This is a genomic window from Burkholderia sp. AU28863 (assembly GCF_002223195.1).
GTDB classification, from domain to species: domain Bacteria; phylum Pseudomonadota; class Gammaproteobacteria; order Burkholderiales; family Burkholderiaceae; genus Burkholderia; species Burkholderia sola.
Genome location: NZ_NKFE01000006.1, coordinates 383,191 through 399,495, shown reverse-complemented (window position 1 = coordinate 399,495; position 16,305 = coordinate 383,191). Strand labels below are relative to the sequence as shown.

The 16,305-nt window shown below is 66.5% G+C and carries 17 protein-coding genes; 10 read left to right on the top strand and 7 right to left on the bottom strand.

Annotated features, from left to right (window positions below; translation table 11 throughout):
• Positions 1–55: 55 nt before the first annotated feature.
• Genes CFB81_RS28470 through CFB81_RS28455 form a run of 4 tightly spaced genes read right to left on the bottom strand, consistent with a single transcriptional unit; the run spans position 56 to position 3,646 of the window.
• Entirely contained in the window at positions 56–892 is an 837-nt protein-coding gene (locus CFB81_RS28470; protein WP_089437354.1) for an amidohydrolase, read from the bottom strand.
• The gene (locus CFB81_RS28465) at positions 892–1,719 is read right to left on the bottom strand and encodes an SDR family NAD(P)-dependent oxidoreductase (protein WP_069616887.1); all 828 of its coding nucleotides are present in this window, start codon (positions 1,717–1,719) and stop codon (positions 892–894) included. The genes CFB81_RS28470 and CFB81_RS28465 overlap by 1 nt, the downstream gene beginning before the upstream one ends.
• A gap of 11 nt (positions 1,720–1,730) precedes the next feature.
• Complete coding sequence (locus CFB81_RS28460; protein WP_089437353.1) at positions 1,731–2,291, bottom strand: carboxymuconolactone decarboxylase family protein; 561 nt, start codon at positions 2,289–2,291, stop codon at positions 1,731–1,733.
• A 23-nt stretch (positions 2,292–2,314) separates the two neighbouring features.
• Entirely contained in the window at positions 2,315–3,646 is a 1,332-nt protein-coding gene (locus CFB81_RS28455; protein WP_089437352.1) for a cation:dicarboxylate symporter family transporter, read from the bottom strand.
• A gap of 262 nt (positions 3,647–3,908) precedes the next feature.
• On the opposite strand from CFB81_RS28455, the gene CFB81_RS28450 reads away from it, so the two are divergent.
• The 4 genes from CFB81_RS28450 (at position 3,909) to CFB81_RS28435 (ending at position 7,628) form a co-directional block, all read left to right on the top strand.
• Positions 3,909–4,853, top strand: a complete 945-nt coding sequence (locus tag CFB81_RS28450) for a LysR family transcriptional regulator (protein ID WP_089437351.1) — start codon at positions 3,909–3,911, stop codon at positions 4,851–4,853.
• An 819-nt stretch (positions 4,854–5,672) separates the two neighbouring features.
• Positions 5,673–6,386, top strand: a complete 714-nt coding sequence (locus CFB81_RS28445; protein ID WP_069619684.1) for a PadR family transcriptional regulator — start codon at positions 5,673–5,675, stop codon at positions 6,384–6,386.
• A gap of 38 nt (positions 6,387–6,424) precedes the next feature.
• Positions 6,425–7,246: a siderophore-interacting protein gene (locus tag CFB81_RS28440; protein WP_089437350.1), complete on the top strand. Its 822-nt coding sequence runs from the start codon at positions 6,425–6,427 to the stop codon at positions 7,244–7,246.
• 148 nt (positions 7,247–7,394) lie between these two features.
• Positions 7,395–7,628, top strand: a complete 234-nt coding sequence (locus CFB81_RS28435) for a hypothetical protein (RefSeq protein ID WP_089437349.1) — start codon at positions 7,395–7,397, stop codon at positions 7,626–7,628.
• Positions 7,629–7,652: 24 nt separating this feature from the next.
• On the opposite strand, the gene CFB81_RS28430 is transcribed toward CFB81_RS28435, so the two are convergent.
• Positions 7,653–8,234, bottom strand: coding sequence for an undecaprenyl-diphosphatase (locus CFB81_RS28430; RefSeq protein WP_089437348.1), 582 nt, complete (start codon positions 8,232–8,234; stop codon positions 7,653–7,655).
• Between the two features lie 436 nt (positions 8,235–8,670).
• Here CFB81_RS28430 and CFB81_RS28420 point away from each other — a divergent pair, with 436 nt between their 5' ends.
• The 4 genes from CFB81_RS28420 to CFB81_RS28405 all read left to right on the top strand — a co-directional run bounded on the left by CFB81_RS28420 (position 8,671) and on the right by CFB81_RS28405 (position 12,114).
• Positions 8,671–9,411 carry an acetoacetate decarboxylase gene (locus CFB81_RS28420; RefSeq protein WP_050017224.1) on the top strand — a complete coding sequence of 247 codons (741 nt, stop codon included), beginning with the start codon at positions 8,671–8,673 and terminating at the stop codon, positions 9,409–9,411.
• Between the two features lie 52 nt (positions 9,412–9,463).
• Positions 9,464–10,249, top strand: a complete 786-nt coding sequence (locus CFB81_RS28415; RefSeq protein WP_069619650.1) for a 3-hydroxybutyrate dehydrogenase — start codon at positions 9,464–9,466, stop codon at positions 10,247–10,249.
• 122 nt (positions 10,250–10,371) lie between these two features.
• Positions 10,372–11,589, top strand: coding sequence for a patatin-like phospholipase family protein (locus tag CFB81_RS28410; protein WP_069619651.1), 1,218 nt, complete (start codon positions 10,372–10,374; stop codon positions 11,587–11,589).
• 60 nt (positions 11,590–11,649) lie between these two features.
• Entirely contained in the window at positions 11,650–12,114 is a 465-nt protein-coding gene (locus CFB81_RS28405) for a hypothetical protein (protein WP_089437346.1), read from the top strand.
• 50 nt (positions 12,115–12,164) lie between these two features.
• On the opposite strand, the gene CFB81_RS28400 is transcribed toward CFB81_RS28405, so the two are convergent.
• Positions 12,165–13,049 carry a LysR family transcriptional regulator gene (locus tag CFB81_RS28400; RefSeq protein ID WP_069619653.1) on the bottom strand — a complete coding sequence of 295 codons (885 nt, stop codon included), beginning with the start codon at positions 13,047–13,049 and terminating at the stop codon, positions 12,165–12,167.
• Positions 13,050–13,169: 120 nt separating this feature from the next.
• Here CFB81_RS28400 and argC point away from each other — a divergent pair, with 120 nt between their 5' ends.
• On the top strand, positions 13,170–14,111 hold the full coding sequence (argC, locus tag CFB81_RS28395) for an N-acetyl-gamma-glutamyl-phosphate reductase (RefSeq protein WP_069619654.1): 942 nt from the start codon (positions 13,170–13,172) through the stop codon (positions 14,109–14,111).
• Between the two features lie 65 nt (positions 14,112–14,176).
• Here the strand turns inward: argC and CFB81_RS28390 are convergent, their stop codons facing one another.
• On the bottom strand, positions 14,177–15,100 hold the full coding sequence (locus CFB81_RS28390) for a LysR substrate-binding domain-containing protein (protein ID WP_069619655.1): 924 nt from the start codon (positions 15,098–15,100) through the stop codon (positions 14,177–14,179).
• A 115-nt stretch (positions 15,101–15,215) separates the two neighbouring features.
• On the opposite strand from CFB81_RS28390, the gene CFB81_RS28385 reads away from it, so the two are divergent.
• Positions 15,216–16,301: a tartrate dehydrogenase gene (locus CFB81_RS28385; protein WP_069619656.1), complete on the top strand. Its 1,086-nt coding sequence runs from the start codon at positions 15,216–15,218 to the stop codon at positions 16,299–16,301.
• The last annotated feature ends 4 nt before the right edge of the window (positions 16,302–16,305 follow it).

Sequence of the window (16,305 nt, the reverse complement as noted above, 5' to 3'; positions counted from 1 at the left end):
GGTTCACTGCAAGTCTTCGTATTTCCGTCGGGCAGCGATCGTCGTCTGCTTCGGCTCAGCCGTAGAGCCGCAGCGGATTGCCGGCCAGCACCGCATCCGCAAGCGCGTCGTCGCGGCACAGGCCGCGAACGAACGCCAGCAGCGCGACGTCGTCCGGCGGTGCGCCTTCGATGTTCGGATGCGGCCAGTCCGTTCCCCAGATCGACCGGTCCGGCGCGGCATCGAGCAGCCGGCGCGCGAGCGGCCGCGCATCGGGCCATGCGCGCGCGTCGCCGCCGGCGAATCGATCCACGCCGGACAACTTGATCCAGCGGTACGGATCGCGGAGACGCGCGAGCAACGCGTTGCGTTCGTCGTCGCTCCATGGTGTGTGCAGCGACGGGCGCGCCATGTGGTCGATCACCATCGGAATGTCGACCCCGGCCCACGTATCGAGCACCGGCAGCAGTTCCGCCAGCCGGCCGTGCAGCAGCACGTGCCAGCCGAGCGCCGCTACGCGTTCCGCCGTGCGCAGCAGCGTGTCCGTGTCGCGCTCGCCCGGCAGATGCCCCATGAAGTTGAAGCGGACGCCGCGTACACCGCCTTCATGCAGCGTGTGCAACGTGCCGTCGTCCATCGTGTCGTCGACCAGCGCGACGCCGCGATAAACACCGCCGGTCGCGGCGATCGCCGCCAGCAACGCGGTGTGATCGTGCCGATAGCACGCGGCCTGGACGATCACGCCGTGCGTGACGCCGAGCCGCTCGTGCAGCGCGAGTAGGCGCGTCATCGGCACCTCGGCGGGCTGGTACGCCGCGTCGGCCGGCACCGGAAACTGGTCCCACGGCCCGTAGACGTGCGTGTGGCAATCCCATACGCTGCGTGCCGCGCGGCCCTGTCGAACGTCCGCCATCAGTCGCACCGTGCGGTCATGCCACCGTCCACGACGATTTCCGTGCCGGTGATGAAGCGGGCTTCGTCGGAGGCCAGGAACAGCGCGGCGTTCGCCGTGTCGCGGCCGTCGCCCATGAAGCCGAGCGGAATGCGCGCGAGCCGGCTTTCGAGCAGCTTGTCGATATCGCCGCCGGAACGTTGCCCGGCGAGACGCGCCTCGACCATCGGCGTATGCAGTTGCCCCGGCACGACCGTGTTCACGCGGATGCCTTTCTTCGCATACTCGACGGCCACCACCTTCGACAGCTGGATCACGCCGGCCTTGCACGCGGCGTACGCGACCTGCGCGGAGCCGGTCCAGCGGATGCCGGAGGTCGACGCGGTGTTGACGATCGCGCCGGCGCCCTGCTGCTCCATGACGGGCAGCACGTGCTTGCAGGTCAGGTAGACGCTCTTCAGGTTGAACGCGACCTGCTTGTCCCATGCGTCCTCGGACAGCGCGACCGGCCCGCCCGCGGCCGACCCACCGACGTTGTTGACGAGGATGTCCACGCGCCCGTAGGTTTCGCGGCAGGCGTCGACCATCGCCGCGACGGCCGCGCTGTTCGTGACGTCGCACGTGTGCGCGGTGATGTCGCCGCCGAGCTCGGTGACGCGACGGACCGTCTCGGCCATCGCGTCCATGTTGATGTCCACCGCAAAGATCTTCGCGCCCGCGGCGGCGAACAATGCGGCCACGGCGCGGCCGTTGCCCCAGCCGGGCCCGACGCAGCCCGCGCCGGTGACGATGGCGATCTTGCCTTGCAGGCGGCCCGCGCCCGCTTCATGGAGGGAGGTGTCGTTCATGATGGATGTGTTCAACCGTGTGTTGCGGGAAGTTCGGGTGCGACGCCGGCCGGCGGCGGCACGTTGAAAACCTTGATCGTCATCGAGATCAGCGTGTAGTAACCGGCAATGCCGACGAGATCCACGACTGCGCCTTCGCCGAGCGTGTCGACGAGCGCCGCATACAGTGCGTCGTCGATCGCGTGCCGTTCGTGCAGTTGCGTCACGAACGCGTGGACGAGCTTCTCGTCGTCGCACACGAACGGCGGCTCGACGCCGTCGCGAATCGCATCGATCACGTCGATCGACAGCCCGGCCTCCAGCGCGAACGGCTTGTGCGCGGCCCATTCGTATTCGGCGAGCCAGTGGCGCCCCATCGACAGGATGACCAGCTCGGAGAGCCGCGGCGGCACGCTGCTGTCATACCGGCAGTACTGGCCGAGGGCCTGCGCGCAACTGGCAAGCCTGGGGCGATGCAGCCAGACGGCCAGCGGGCCGCGCACGCCCTTGCGGGGCCCGCTGGCGATGGCGTCGTACACGTGGCGCTGTTCGTCGGACAGGTGCTCGGGGGCGAGCGGTGCAATACGGTCCATGAATGAAATCACCTCGACGGAATTCAGTTGGCTTCGGCGGCCGCGCCGGACCGTTCGGTCCGCGCCTCGGCAGCGGCGGCCACGGTGCGCGAGCGCAGCATCGAACGGCGCGCGGTGCGCCCGGTTTCGCGGTTGAACGCGGCGGCATCGAAGAGCCCTTCCCAGCGGGCGATCGCGAATACCGCCATCGTGTTGCCGACCACGTTCACGAGCGCGGTCGCGGTCGCCATGATCCGGTCGATGCCGAACAGCAGGCCGAGCCCGGCGAGCGGCAGCGAGCGGACCGACTGCAGCGTCGCGGCAAGCTTGACGAACGCGCCGCCGGCCACCGTCGTGCCGCCCTTGGACGTCAGGCTCAGAATCGCAAGCAGGCCGAGCTGCTGCCAGAGCGAGAACGGCGTATCGGTCGCCTGGGCGATGAAGCCGATCGCGATCGCCATATAGATCGCGGTGCCGTCGAGATTGAAGCTGTAGCCGGCCGGCAGCACGAACCCGACCACGACCTCGTCGCAGCCGGCACGCTTCATCTTTTCGACGAGGCGGGGAAACACCACTTCGCTCGACGCCGTCCCGAGCGTCAGCAGCAGTTCGTCGCGAATCAGCCGCATGACGCCGGCGAATGGCAGACCGATCGACCAGCTGATCGCGCCGAGCACGCCGAACACGAAGATCGCGGACGTCGCGTAGTAGAGAACGATGACCTTGAGCAGGTACAGCAGCGTCACGCCGCCGTAACTGCCGACCGCGGCCGCCATCGCGCCGAATGCGCCGAGCGGCGCGAGCCGCATGATGAACGCGAGCATCCGGAACAGCACCTTTTGCGTCTCGTCGATGCCGCGCAGCAGCACCGAATCGGCGCCGACCGATACGTTCAACGCGAGCCCGGCCAGGATCGAGATGATCAGCACCTGCACGATGTCGCCTTTCGCGAACGCATCGACGAGCGTATGCGGAATGAGGCTCAGCAGATACGTGACGGCGGAGATCTCGCCCGCGTTCGACGTCGTCTTCAGCGCTTCGGCGCTCTCGGCGATGTTCGCGGCATGGAGGCCCGCGCCCGGCGGGAACACGTTGACCATCACGAAGCCGAGCACCATCGCGATCGTGCTGACCACCTCGAAGTAGACGAGCGATTTCACGCCCATTCGACCGAGCATCCGGAGGTCCTTCACGTGGGCCATTCCCTGGACCAGCGTGCAGAAGATGATCGGCGCGAGCATCATCTTCAACAGCGCGATGAACCCCTGCCCGAACGGCTTCATCGCGATCGCTGCCTTGGGCGCCAGCAGGCCCAGTACGATCGCGCACGCCAGCCCGATCAATACCTGGACGTGAAGTTTCTTCAAGCTTTTCATCAGTATTCCTTCCTATGTCGTTGTCGCTGATTCGTCGGGCGAGCGGAAAAACGCTCAGCAGCGTCGCGGCGAAGCGACGCGGCGGTGCCGCGAACGAGGCGAACGAGGAATGGAATGGCTGCGAGAACGGGATGGCATGGTGTCTCCAGAATCGTTATAGGTCGATTTGCTATTTGTTCTCAGCATAGAATCCGCCGACTTCTTTGACAAAGACCTTATGAACATGTATTTCTATGCCACGACGGCATAGCTCAAAAACGACATGGACATTCGAGAACTGCGCAGCTTCATCCACGTCGCCCGCGCCGGCAGCTTCAGCCGCGCGGCCGCGGAGCTGTATATCGCGCAACCGGCGCTGAGCCGGCAGATCGCCAAGCTGGAGGAGGAAATCGGCGTGGCGCTCTTCACGCGCTACGGCCGCGGCGTGCGCTTGACGGCCGCGGGTTCGCGCCTGCTCGAGCATGCCGAAATGATCACGCGGATGGTCAGCGAAACGGCGGACCAGGTACGGGCCAGCGCCGATGCCGAGCGCGGCTATCTCGCGGTCGGCCTGCCGCCGACGATCGGCCGGCTGATCGGCACCGATCTCGTGCGCGACTTTCACGCGCACTGGCCCGGCGTATCGCTCCATGTTCGCGAGGGGCTCAGCAACTCGCTGCAGGAATGGGTGCTCGACCGCCGCGTCGATCTGGCGGTGGTCTACAACCAGCCGCCGCTCGATGCGTTCGATATCGTGCCGCTCTTCAGCGAGCCGCTGATCCTCGTCGCGCCGCCCGATTCGGTGCTGGCGACCCGAAATATGCAGATTCGCGATCTCGCGAACGTGCCGCTGATCCTGCCCGGGCTGCCGCACAGCAACCGGCGGCTGATCGATCAGGCCGCCGTTCAGCACGGGGTCCGGCTGCGCGTCGAATTCGAAATCGACAGCGTCGCGCTGACCAAGCAGCTCGTTCGCGCGGGCGTCGGCTATTCGCTGCTCACGTATGTCGCGATCCAGGAAGAACTGGCGCGCGGCGAACTGAAAGCAATCGCGATCGAGCGCCCGGCGATTCGCTCGACGGTATCGATCAGCACGTTGCGCGAAAATCGTCCGTCGCGCCTCGTCGACGCGTGGATCCGTTTGCTCAAGGACACACTGTTCCGCTTTACGCGCGACCAGACCTGGAGCGATCAGGTCGTGTGGCTCGCGGCCGACGCCAATGACTAGCCGGCCGATCACGGACGGCCCCCGTTCAGGCGAAGTATTCCGACACTCTCCAATTCCCCTCATCCCGAGCAACTGCCACCATGCGTGAACCATGCCCCTCGCGTTCGTCCGACACGACCGAACGCCCCTCGACTTCGACGGTGTCGAACCGCTCGCTGGAGCTGAGGCAAACTACTACAGGCAACTCAGAAATGCTGCCGACGTGCCTGCATTAACTTAAACCAACCGGCCTCCACGATTCCCGGTGCGGTTCAGCATTCCATCCAAGGCGCTAGCAAAGCTTCCCGAGACGCAGCAGGCGCAGATGCGGAACCTCTACGTGGCAATGTCACGTCCAACGAGCCTGCTATGTCTTGCGGCAAACGAGAGTCGTGTCCCGCACAAGGTATGCGATGCCCTTGCTAAAAAGGGCTGGCAGATCCAAACAGTGGCTTGAATTCCCTCATGGGACAGGCACATCAGCAGCATGGTCTAGGGGACCCAGTCCTACGGAACAAGGGTCCCCAAAGCCATACCTCCCCGCTGCATCACTCTTACCGCGTTATGAACCAGCCGCGAATCTAATACAGCCGTGGCCATGGACCGTCTCGTTGTCGAAAACCGAACGAATCGGGATAGCACGCGATGTCGACGCTTTAATAGCTGTTGACTAATGATTCGATGAATCAATATGTGAGAAAAAGCTCACAATCATTGAGACCCTACAGTCGCAAGCCGTCGGTCACAACGCCTCCCCATCCCGCCCCCAAATAATCCCCTTGACGCCCTATCTTCCGAAATATATCTTTAGATATGTTTTACGACACACAGGATACGATCATGCGACACAACCACTTCCGCGGCCATGCCCGATGCGACGGTCATGGTGCGCATGCCCGCCCGGACTGGTTCGCCGGTCTCTGGCACGCGATCGGCCGCCACCGTCGCGGCGGCCACGATGCATTCGGTGGCGGCCCGTTCGGCGGCCGGGGCGGGCGCGGCGGCTTTGGCGATTTCGGCGACGACGCGATGCCGCGCGGCCGCCAGTTCAGCTCCGACGATCTTCAGTTGCTCCTGCTCGCGCTGGTGGCCGAGCAACCGAGCCACGGCTACGAACTGATCAAGGCGCTCGACACGCGCTCGAACGGTTTCTACAGCCCGAGCCCCGGCATGGTGTATCCGGCGCTCACGTATCTCGACGAAGTCGGCTTCGTCGCGTCGCAGGCGGAAGGCAACCGCAAGCGCTATGCGCTGACCGACGCCGGCCGCGTGCATCTCGATGCCCAGCGCGAACGCGTCGACACGCTGTTCGCACGCCTCACGCACCTCGCTCGCAAGATGGAATTCATGCGCCGCGCGTTCGCCGGGGAATCGGCGGGCGCCGACGCGCAGGACGAATCGCAGGCCGGCTGGCTGCCGGAATTCGTCGAGGCGCGTCTCGCGCTCAAGCGCGCGCTGCTGCACAAGAGCGCCGCCGATGCCGACGAACAGCGCCGCATCGCGGCCATCATGCGCCGCGCGACGGCTGAAATCGAAGGCGGCGCCGGCGCGTGATCCGCGCCGCCCCGTCACAACCCAAGGAGAACGGATCGATGCAGAACACGTCCGAACGCACCGTCACCCGCGTGCGCCACACCCTCAAGTTCCGGCTGCTGCAGGTGCTGCGCGTGCATACCGTGACGCCGCATCTGCTGCGCGTCACGCTCGGCGGCGCCGATCTCGCGGATTTCGAATCCGCGTCGTTCGACGATCACGTGAAGGTCTTTTTCCCGCCGCCGGGCGCGGAGCGGCCCGCACTGCCGACGCTCGGCGCGAACGGCCCCGAGTTTCCGGAAGGCGAAGCGAAGCCGGCCGCGCGCGACTTCACGCCGCGCCGCTTCGATCGCGCCGCCTGCGAGCTCGATCTGGAATTCGTGCTGAACCACCCTGGCCCCGCATCGCAATGGGCCGCGCAAGCGCGTGTCGGCCAATGGCTCGGCATCGGCGGCCCGCGCGGATCATTCGTGGTCCCGACCGATTTCGACTGGCATCTGCTGATCGGCGACGATACGGCACTGCCGGCCATCGCGCGACGCCTCGAGGAACTGCCGGCCGGTGCGCGCGCGGCGGTCGTGCTGGAAGTCGCGGATCGCACCGCGCAGATCTCGTTCGAGACGCGCGCCGACGTGCATGAAATCTGGCGCTTCCGCGCCGAAGCCGACACGGCGAACGGCGACGCGCTGGTGAATGCCGTCCGCGATCTGCCGCTGCCGTCGTCCGGCGACGGTTACGTGTGGGCGGCCGGCGAAGCGCTGTCGATGCGCGCGGTGCGCCAGCACCTGACCGGCGAACGCGGCATCGACAAGTCGCGCATCCGCGCGGCGGCCTACTGGAAGCGCGGCGCGGCGGCCGTGCACGAAACGCTGGAAGACTGAGCGGAGGCGCCCGGTTGCCGGGCGAATGACACAATCGTGGCGCCCACGCAGCAGCAGGCTTGGCACCGGCATCGCGGCTGGTATATATCTGTGTCTGCGCGCCGCTGTCGGGCGACAGCCGCCGCAGCCCGCCCAGGAGCGCCCGGTCATGACAAAAGAAAGCCACGCTTCGCCTTTCCTTCGCCACCTGAAGATCGCCGGCTATTGCGGCCTCGCCGCGGTAGTCGTCGCGCTGTTCGTCGCGATGTGCGCGATCCTGACGGAAAGCGCCCTCGACCGCGATACCGCGCGGCATCCGGCCGATACACCCGAACTGCGCGACGCGGCCGGCGGCCCGTCCGCGTCGGCCGAATCGGCCCGCACACCCGGCTCGTCCGGCTGACGGCGGCCTGCCGCTTCCTTCCGCTTACGGCGCCTGCCGGCGCCCCATCACGACCGCGTGCACCGAATCGCCGAGCCGTTCGAGCAGCGCGGTCACGCGTTGCCCGTACAGGTGCGCGGCCAGCGCGCCGACCGTGCCGACCAGCACGCCGCCCGCCATGTCGAACGGCCAGTGCACACCCGCATAGACGCGTCCCCATGCGATCGCCACGGCCATTGCAGCCATCACGAAGCCGGTGACCCGCGTCGTGCCGCCGAGCAGCAGGCCGACCGCCATGCTCCATGCGAACGTCATGTGATCGCTTGGAAACGAGCTGTCCGGCGCGTGCGGAATCAACTGCGTACCGACGCCGGCCATGAACGGGCGCGGCGAGAACCAGACATGCCCGAGCGCTTGCGCGACCCCGAGCGCCACACAGACGCCGACGCCGGCTTCGATCGCCTGGCGCCGCGCGGAGCGTGCACCGAAGGCCCAGGTCAGCAGCAACATCGCGGGCAGCGCATAGACGAGCCAGTCGGCGGCGAAGATCGCGAGGCGGGCAACGCCCGGGTGCGGCGCAACCCCGGCGTTGATGGTGGAAAAGAGGGCGAGATTGAGGTTCTGCATGAATCCGGTTGCGTGAGGCATAAACGATCGGCCGGTTGCCCGGCCGGAGACGAACGATGCTAGGACGTGACCGCTTAGGCGGTGCTTTAAAGACGACAGCCGACCGGACAAGGCCCGCGCGGCGAACGCACTTAGAACCTGCACTGCAACACAAGTTCACGCAATTGTCATATTCCCGCGCCCGCGCCTCCCGCAAAAGCTCACCATGCCTCCCGTAAAGACTCACCTTTTTCACATGATGGCGTCATCGACACGTGCGACGCTGGTGCTGCCGGGGGCCGACAGCGCCGTTTTACACCGTTCGTCTCAATATTTACGCGTCAAATAATTCGAAATCGGCAACAATTAATTCCATATGCGGCATCGCACAACGGCAACGCACAGGCATACGATTACGACCACTCATCCACGAAGCGATCAACAACAAGGAGTCCGCATGAAACCCAGCGATGTCCGATCGAAAGCGTTTGCGATGCCGTTGACCAGCCCTGCGTTCCCGATGGGCCCGTACCGTTTCGTCGATCGTGAGTTTCTGATCATCACGTACCGCACCGATCCGGACCGCCTTCGTGAAATTGTCCCCGAGCCGCTGCAAATCACCGAGCCGCTCGTGCATTACGAATTCATCCGCATGGCCGATTCGACCGGCTTCGGCGATTACACCGAAAGCGGCCAGGTGATCCCCGTCGAGTACGACGGGCAGCCGGGCGGCTATACGCTCGCGATGTATCTCGACGATCACCCGCCGATCGCCGGCGGCCGCGAGCTGTGGGGCTTCCCGAAGAAGCTCGCGTCGCCCACCCTGCACGTGAACACCGATCACCTCCTCGGCACGCTCGACTACGGCAAGGTGCGCGTCGCGACCGGCACGATGGGCTACAAGCACAAGGAACTCGACATCGACGAGCAGACGAAACGGCTCGCCGGCCCCAATTTCCTGCTGAAGATCATCCCGCACGTCGACGGCACCGCGCGCGTGTGCGAACTGGTGCGCTATTACATGCAGGACATCAAGATGAAGGGCGCATGGACGGGCCCCGCATCGCTCGAGCTGGCGCCGCACGCGCTCGCGCCGGTGGCCGACCTGCCCGTGCTCGAGATCGTCGAAGCCCGGCACATCGTCGCAGATTTGACATTGGGCCTCGGCGAAGTCGTCTACGATTACCTGGCCCAGTAATACGTCCGCAGTCCTTTCTCCCTGTCAATCCTTTCACCACGGGAATTCGAACATGAGCAACCTGAATGGCAAGACCGCAGTCGTCACGGGCGCCGCGAGCGGCATCGGCAAGGAAATCGCGCTGGAGCTGGCCAAGGCAGGCGCGGCCGTCGCGATCGCCGACCTGAACCAGGACGGCGCGAACGCGGTCGCCGACGAGATCAACAAGGCAGGCGGCAAGGCGATCGGCGTCGCGATGGACGTGACCAACGAGGACGCCGTGAACAGCGGCATCGACAAGGTGGCCGAGGCGTTCGGCTCGGTCGACATCCTCGTGTCGAACGCGGGCATCCAGATCGTCAACCCGATCGAGAACTATTCGTTCTCCGACTGGAAGAAGATGCAGGCGATCCATGTGGACGGCGCGTTCCTGACGACGAAGGCCGCGCTCAAGCACATGTACAAGGACGATCGCGGCGGCGTCGTGATCTACATGGGCTCGGTGCACTCGCACGAGGCGTCGCCGCTGAAGTCCGCGTATGTGACGGCCAAGCACGGGTTGCTGGGTCTCGCGCGCGTGCTGGCGAAGGAAGGCGCGAAGCACAACGTGCGCTCGCACGTCGTGTGTCCGGGCTTCGTGCGCACGCCGCTGGTCGACAAGCAGATTCCGGAGCAGGCGAAGGAGCTCGGCATCAGCGAAGAGGACGTGATCAAGAAGGTGATGCTCGGCAACACGGTCGACGGCGTGTTCACGACGGTGCAGGACGTCGCGCAGACGGTGCTGTTCCTGTCGGCATTCCCGAGCGCCGCGCTCACCGGCCAATCGTTCGTCGTCAGCCACGGCTGGTTCATGCAGTAACGCCGGCGTTTCCCCGACGGTAGGCGACTTCCGCGCCACCGCCCTTCTCGAGATGGCGTGCCGTCGATCGACGTCACGCCATCCATCACCGCCGTCCACGGCGGGATTTCTCGGAGCAACTGATGAAACCGCACGCGCGTACAGAAAAGCAGGCCGTCGATGCGGCGGACCTGCGCCACGAAGCCGGTGCGCCGGCCGCTGCGCGGTCGCTGCCGTACGAAACGATCGCGCTCGTCCTGCAAGGCGGCGGCGCGCTCGGCGCATATCAGGCCGGCGTATTCGAAGGGCTGCATGAAGCAGGCATTCCGCTCGACTGGATCGCGGGCATCTCGATCGGCGCGCTCAACACCGCGCTGATCGCCGGCAATGCGCCGGAGCATCGCGTCGAGCGCCTGCGCGAATTCTGGGAAACGATCTGCCAGCCTGCGTTCTTCCCGACGATTCCGGCCGCGTTCGAATTCGCGCTGTTCAACAGCATCGATCAGATCCGCACGTTCTTCACCGCGTCGCAGGCCGCCAGCGCGATGATGCAGGGCCAGCAGGGCTTCTTCGTGCCGCGCTTTCCGCCGCCGCTGCCGGGCGTGTCCGACCATCCGGAAAAAATCAGCTGGTACGACACGTCGGCGCTGCGCACGACGCTGCTGAACCTGTGCGATTTCGACCGGATCAATTCGGGCGAGACGCGCGTGTCGGTCGGCGCGGTCAACGTCGGCACCGGCAACTTCGTGTACTTCGACAACTCGCGCATCCGTCTCGAGCCCGAGCATTTCATGGCGTCCGGCGCATTGCCGCCCGCGTTCCCGCCCGTCGAGATCGACGGCGAGTACTACTGGGACGGCGGCGTCGTGTCGAACACGCCGCTGATGGAAGTGCTGCGCGCCCGGCCGCGCAGCGACACGCTCGCGTTCCAGGTCGATCTGTGGAGCGCGCGCGGGCCGTTGCCGCGCACGATGGCCGACGTCGCCGAGCGCACGAAGGACGTGCAGTATTCGAGCCGCACGCGGTTCGTCACCGACACGCTGCAGCGCGAACAGCGCTACCGCAACGTGCTGCGCCACGTGCTCGAACAGGTGCCGGAAGAACAGCGCAAGAACGACCCGTGGTGCGTCGAGGCCGAAGCGATGTCGAGCGGCAAGAAGTACAACATCCAGCACCTGATCTATCAGCAGAAAGCGTACGAGCATCACTACAAGGACTATCAGTTCGGTCTGTCGACGATGCGCGACCACTGGTCCGCGGGTCTCGACGACATCCGCAAGACGCTCGCGGTGAAGGACGGCCTCGCGCTGCCCGTCAACGACGCGGGCTTCGTCACGCACGACATTCACCGCCGCCGGTAATGCCGTGTGCAACGGGCCGCCGCGCCGCATGCGCCGGCCCGTCCTTCTTTCCGATCCGACATGCCGATTTTCATTGCGCTATTCGCGCTCATCGCCCTGGGCTGGGGCGCCGTTCATCTGTTTCACGTCATCGCCGCACAGTTCGGCCAGCCGGTCGCGATCGTGACCGCCGTGCTGGCCGCCGCGCTCCTGATCGCGCTGATCGCGTGGTGGCTGAAGCGCCGTCGCGACATCGCACCGAACACGAAGGAAGAAGGCTGGACCCACATCGTGCATCGCGCGTGGGGCGAGTTGCGCGTGTCCGCGACGCAAGGGCTGCTGTGGCTGTCGCACGACGGCGCGGACGGCCGCTATACGCTGTCGCAGCTCGACGGCTGCGAGGCCGCGCCGATCGACGGCCGCTGGCATCTCGTCGTGCGCGTGCGCGACGCCGTGCGCGGCGAATGGAAGCTGCCGATGATGGACAAGCGCGATGCGCAGCGCTGGGCGCGCGTGCTCACGCTCGCGAAGGACAACCGGCTCTGAACGCGCGTCCGGGCCGCACGGCTTGCGCGCGTCAGCCGCACGACGGCCCGCTATCGCGCACGGAGCGCCCGCAGCGCATCGAGCACGTGCTGCGTCGCCCGTTCGATCGGGCCGGCTCGATGCGCAATCCCCAGCTCGCGCCACAACGCCGGGCGTAGCGGCCGCATGACGATGCGCGCATCCGGCAGCGGGGCGCCCGCCTCATGCGGCAGCAACGTCGCGCCGTACCCTGCGGCGACCAGGCTCTTGATCGCGTCGTTGTAGTTGAGTTCGATTCGCGGCTCGGGCCGGTGGCCGCCGAGCGCGAACCATTCGGTCGTGAGCCGCGACAGGCGCGTCGTCGCATCGTTGAGAATCAGCGGCCGCGCGGCCAGATACGCGGGCGTCACACGGGCCGGAAGCGGCCAGTCCGCCGGCAGGAAGGCCATCACCGGATCGCGGCGCCACGGCCGGATCGACAGCCCCGCGACCGGCGCTTGCGGCAGCGCGACCAGCCCGACATCGAGCGTGCCTTGCGCAATGCGCGCCAGCGTGTCCTGCGACGTGAGCACCGCGATCTGCACGTCGATATCCGGATGCTGCGCACGCAATCCGGCCACCGCCTGCGGCAACAGGTGTGCGATCGCGCCGGTCGATGCGCCGAGGCGGACGCGCCCGGTCAACCCCTGCACCTGTCGCTGCACGTCGTCCAGCGTGGATTCGACTTCCGCCAGCAGACGCCGCGCCCGCTCCACCAGCACTTCGCCGATCGCCGAAGGGCGCACGTTGCCGCGCGTGCGGGACAGCAACGGCGCGCCGATGCGGCTTTCCAGCTCGGCGACGTGCAGACTGACGGTCGGCGGGGCGAGATGAAGCCATTGCGCCGCCGCCACGAAGGATCCGTGGTCCGCGATCGCGACCAGCGTACGCAGGCGGTCCAGACTGATCTCGCGCATCACACACCTCTCGTTCAGAAAAGCTGAATCGGACGGTCAGCAAATTCAACTTTTCCTATTCTAGGCGTTCGGTGGACGATACGGCTTCCCCGACGACCGAACGCGACGCACACGACCATCATGAGCTTCCCCACTGTCTTCATCGACGGCGACCAGGGCACGACCGGGTTGCAGATTCACGCGCGTCTGCGCGACCGCCCCGACGTGCAGTTGCTCACGCTTCCCGCCGCGGAACGCAAGGACCCTGCGCGGCGCACCGACGCACTCAACGCGTGCGATATCGCGATCCTGTGCCTGCCCGACGCGGCCGCGCGCGAAGCGGTCGGCTTCATCCGGAACCCGGCCGTTCGCGTGATCGACGCAAGTTCGGCCCATCGCACGCAGCCCGACTGGGTCTACGGCTTTCCCGAGATGGCCGACGGACAGGCGCAACACATCGCGCATGCGAAGCGCGTGACCAATCCGGGCTGCTACCCGACGGGCGCGATCGGCCTGCTGCGCCCACTGCTGCAGGCCGGGCTGCTGCCGCGCGACTACCCGGTGAGCATCCACGCGGTGTCCGGTTACTCGGGCGGCGGAAGGGCCGCCGTCGACGCGTTCGAATCGGGCGACGCCGCCGCACACGCGTTGCCGCTGCAGGTCTACGGCCTCGCGCTCGAGCACAAGCACGTGCCCGAGATCCGGCAGCATGCGGGGCTCGCGCACCGCCCGTTCTTCGTGCCGGCCTACGGTGCGTATCGGCAAGGCATCGTGCTCACCATCCCGATCGAGCTGCGCCTGCTGCCGGCCGGGGTGACCGGTGAGCGGCTGCATGCGTGTCTCGCGCACCATTACGCGAACGCGCGTCACGTCGACGTGACGCCGCTCGCGGACACACGCGCGGCAACGCATCTCGATCCGCAAGCGCTGAACGGCACCAACGACCTGCGGCTCGGTGTGTTCGTCAACGCAGACGGCGGTCAGGTGCTGCTGTCCGCCGTGTTCGACAATCTCGGCAAAGGGGCATCCGGCGCCGCCGTGCAGAATCTCGACTTGATGCTCGGTGCGCGACACGCGGCATGACGCGCCCGCAGGCATCGTCGACGGTGCCTGCGCATGCCCCCGTAAAAGCTCACCTTTAGGCGGTTTCAGGCCGTATCGTCACCCGCGGCGGCATTCAGGCCGGCCAGCGTCTCCACCAGAAAATCCACGCACACGCGCACCTTCGCCGACGCTGCGACGCGCTCCGGATACACGGCCCAGATGTTCGCGGGCTGGACCGCTTCCGGCAGCACGCGGCACAACGCGCCGCTCTCGATCAGCGGCCCGGCCTCCCAGATCGAGCGCAGCACGATCCCGCGCCCGGCCAGCGCCCATTGCACGGCCACCTCGCCGTGGTTCGTGGACAGCGCGCCGCCGACCTTCACCGTCGTCGTTTCGCCGCGCACGGTCAGCCGCCATACGCCGAACGGATGATCGCGCTCCTTGATCGCGAGACAGTCGTGCGACGCCAGATCCGCGAGCGAGCGCGGCGTCCCGCGGCGGGCGAGATAGTCGGGCGATGCGCACAGCACGCGATGGTTCGCGGCAAGGCGGCGCGCGATCAGGTGATCGGCGATGTCGTCGCCGATGCGAACGTCGAGGTCGTAGCCTTCGCCGGCCACATCGACGAGCCGGTCGAACAGATCAAGCCGCACGTTCAGTTGCGGATAACGCGCGCTGAAGTCGAGCAGCGCCGGCGCGACGACGTGCCGGCCGAAGCCGAAGCTGCTCGACATGCGCAGCGTGCCGCGCGGCACCGTGCGCGTGGTCGACACGTCCTCGACGAGATGATCGACGTCGTCCAGAATCTTTTCGGCGCGCGCGAACACGCGTTCGCCGGCTTCGGTGACCGTCATCCGGCGCGTCGAGCGATGCAGCAGGCGCGTGCCGAGCTGCGCCTCGAGCATCGCGACGCGCTTGCTGACATACGCGGGCGACACCGCGAGCTGCTCGGCAGCCGCGCTGAAGCTCGCGAGGCGGACGACCAGGCTGAACACGCGCAAGTCGTCGAGGTTCGGCGATTTATTCACGATTCGTGGAAAGTCGATTAACTTTTAAGCGATTTTAATCCAGATGGAAATAAATAGAATGACGTGACGGGCCGTTGCCTTCCCGGCAGCCGGCCAACCAGCCAAGGAGATTTGCATGACCGACAGGACTTACAGGATTGCCGTGATCCCCGGCGACGGCATCGGCCGCGAAGTGATGCCCGAGGGCCTGCGCGCGCTCGACGCCGTGACCGCGCGCTTCGGCATCCGCTTCGACTTCGTCGAGATCGACTGGGCGAGCTGCGACTACTACGCGCAGCACGGCACGATGATGCCGGACGACTGGAAAGCGCAGCTGTCGGGCATGGACGCGATCCTGTTCGGCGCGGTCGGCTGGCCGGCGACGGTGCCCGATCACATTTCGCTGTGGGGCTCGCTGCTGAAATTCCGCCGTGAATTCGACCAGTACATCAACCTGCGGCCCGCGCGCCTGTTCGACGGCGTGCCGTCGCCGCTCGCCGGCCGCCGGCCGGGCGACATCGATTTCATGATCGTGCGCGAGAACACCGAGGGCGAATATTCGTCGGTCGGCGGCACGATGTTCGAAGGCACCGAGCGCGAAGTCGTGATGCAGCAGTCGATCTTCACGCGGCACGGCACCGAACGCGTGCTGAAATTCGCGTTCGAGCTCGCGCAGCGGCGCGCGAAGCGCGTCACCGTCGCGACCAAAAGCAACGGCATCGCAATCAGCATGCCGTGGTGGGATGCACGCGCGGCCGAGATGGCCGAACGCTATCCGGAGATCGCGGTCGACAAGCAGCACATCGACATCCTGTGCGCGCGCTTCGTGCTGCAGCCAGACCGCTTCGACGTCGTCGTCGCGTCGAACCTGTTCGGCGACATCCTGTCGGATCTCGGGCCGGCCTGCACGGGCACGATCGGCATCGCGCCGTCGGCGAACCTGAACCCCGACCGCACGTTCCCGTCGCTGTTCGAACCCGTGCACGGTTCGGCGCCCGACATCGCGGGGCAATACATCGCGAATCCGGTCGCGATGATCTGGTCGGCGGCGATGATGCTCGACTTCCTCGGGAACGGCACGGGCCGTGAACGCGACGCGCACGATGCGATCGTCGCCGCGATCGAGGACGTGCTGCGCACGGGACCGCGGACGCGCGATCTCGGCGGCAACGCGGGCACGCAGGAAGTGGGCGAGGCGATCGCCGCGCGGATCGCGGGCTGAGGTC

Coding starts and splice junctions, on each gene's coding strand:
- CFB81_RS28470 (WP_089437354.1), bottom strand. CDS start 892: ATGGCGGACGTTCGACAGGGCCGCGCGGCACGCAGCGTATGGGATTGC.
- CFB81_RS28465 (WP_069616887.1), bottom strand. CDS start 1,719: ATGAACGACACCTCCCTCCATGAAGCGGGCGCGGGCCGCCTGCAAGGC.
- CFB81_RS28460 (WP_089437353.1), bottom strand. CDS start 2,291: ATGGACCGTATTGCACCGCTCGCCCCCGAGCACCTGTCCGACGAACAG.
- CFB81_RS28455 (WP_089437352.1), bottom strand. CDS start 3,646: ATGAAAAGCTTGAAGAAACTTCACGTCCAGGTATTGATCGGGCTGGCG.
- CFB81_RS28450 (WP_089437351.1), top strand. CDS start 3,909: ATGGACATTCGAGAACTGCGCAGCTTCATCCACGTCGCCCGCGCCGGC.
- CFB81_RS28445 (WP_069619684.1), top strand. CDS start 5,673: ATGCGACACAACCACTTCCGCGGCCATGCCCGATGCGACGGTCATGGT.
- CFB81_RS28440 (WP_089437350.1), top strand. CDS start 6,425: ATGCAGAACACGTCCGAACGCACCGTCACCCGCGTGCGCCACACCCTC.
- CFB81_RS28435 (WP_089437349.1), top strand. CDS start 7,395: ATGACAAAAGAAAGCCACGCTTCGCCTTTCCTTCGCCACCTGAAGATC.
- CFB81_RS28430 (WP_089437348.1), bottom strand. CDS start 8,234: ATGCAGAACCTCAATCTCGCCCTCTTTTCCACCATCAACGCCGGGGTT.
- CFB81_RS28420 (WP_050017224.1), top strand. CDS start 8,671: ATGAAACCCAGCGATGTCCGATCGAAAGCGTTTGCGATGCCGTTGACC.
- CFB81_RS28415 (WP_069619650.1), top strand. CDS start 9,464: ATGAGCAACCTGAATGGCAAGACCGCAGTCGTCACGGGCGCCGCGAGC.
- CFB81_RS28410 (WP_069619651.1), top strand. CDS start 10,372: ATGAAACCGCACGCGCGTACAGAAAAGCAGGCCGTCGATGCGGCGGAC.
- CFB81_RS28405 (WP_089437346.1), top strand. CDS start 11,650: ATGCCGATTTTCATTGCGCTATTCGCGCTCATCGCCCTGGGCTGGGGC.
- CFB81_RS28400 (WP_069619653.1), bottom strand. CDS start 13,049: ATGCGCGAGATCAGTCTGGACCGCCTGCGTACGCTGGTCGCGATCGCG.
- argC (WP_069619654.1), top strand. CDS start 13,170: ATGAGCTTCCCCACTGTCTTCATCGACGGCGACCAGGGCACGACCGGG.
- CFB81_RS28385 (WP_069619656.1), top strand. CDS start 15,216: ATGACCGACAGGACTTACAGGATTGCCGTGATCCCCGGCGACGGCATC.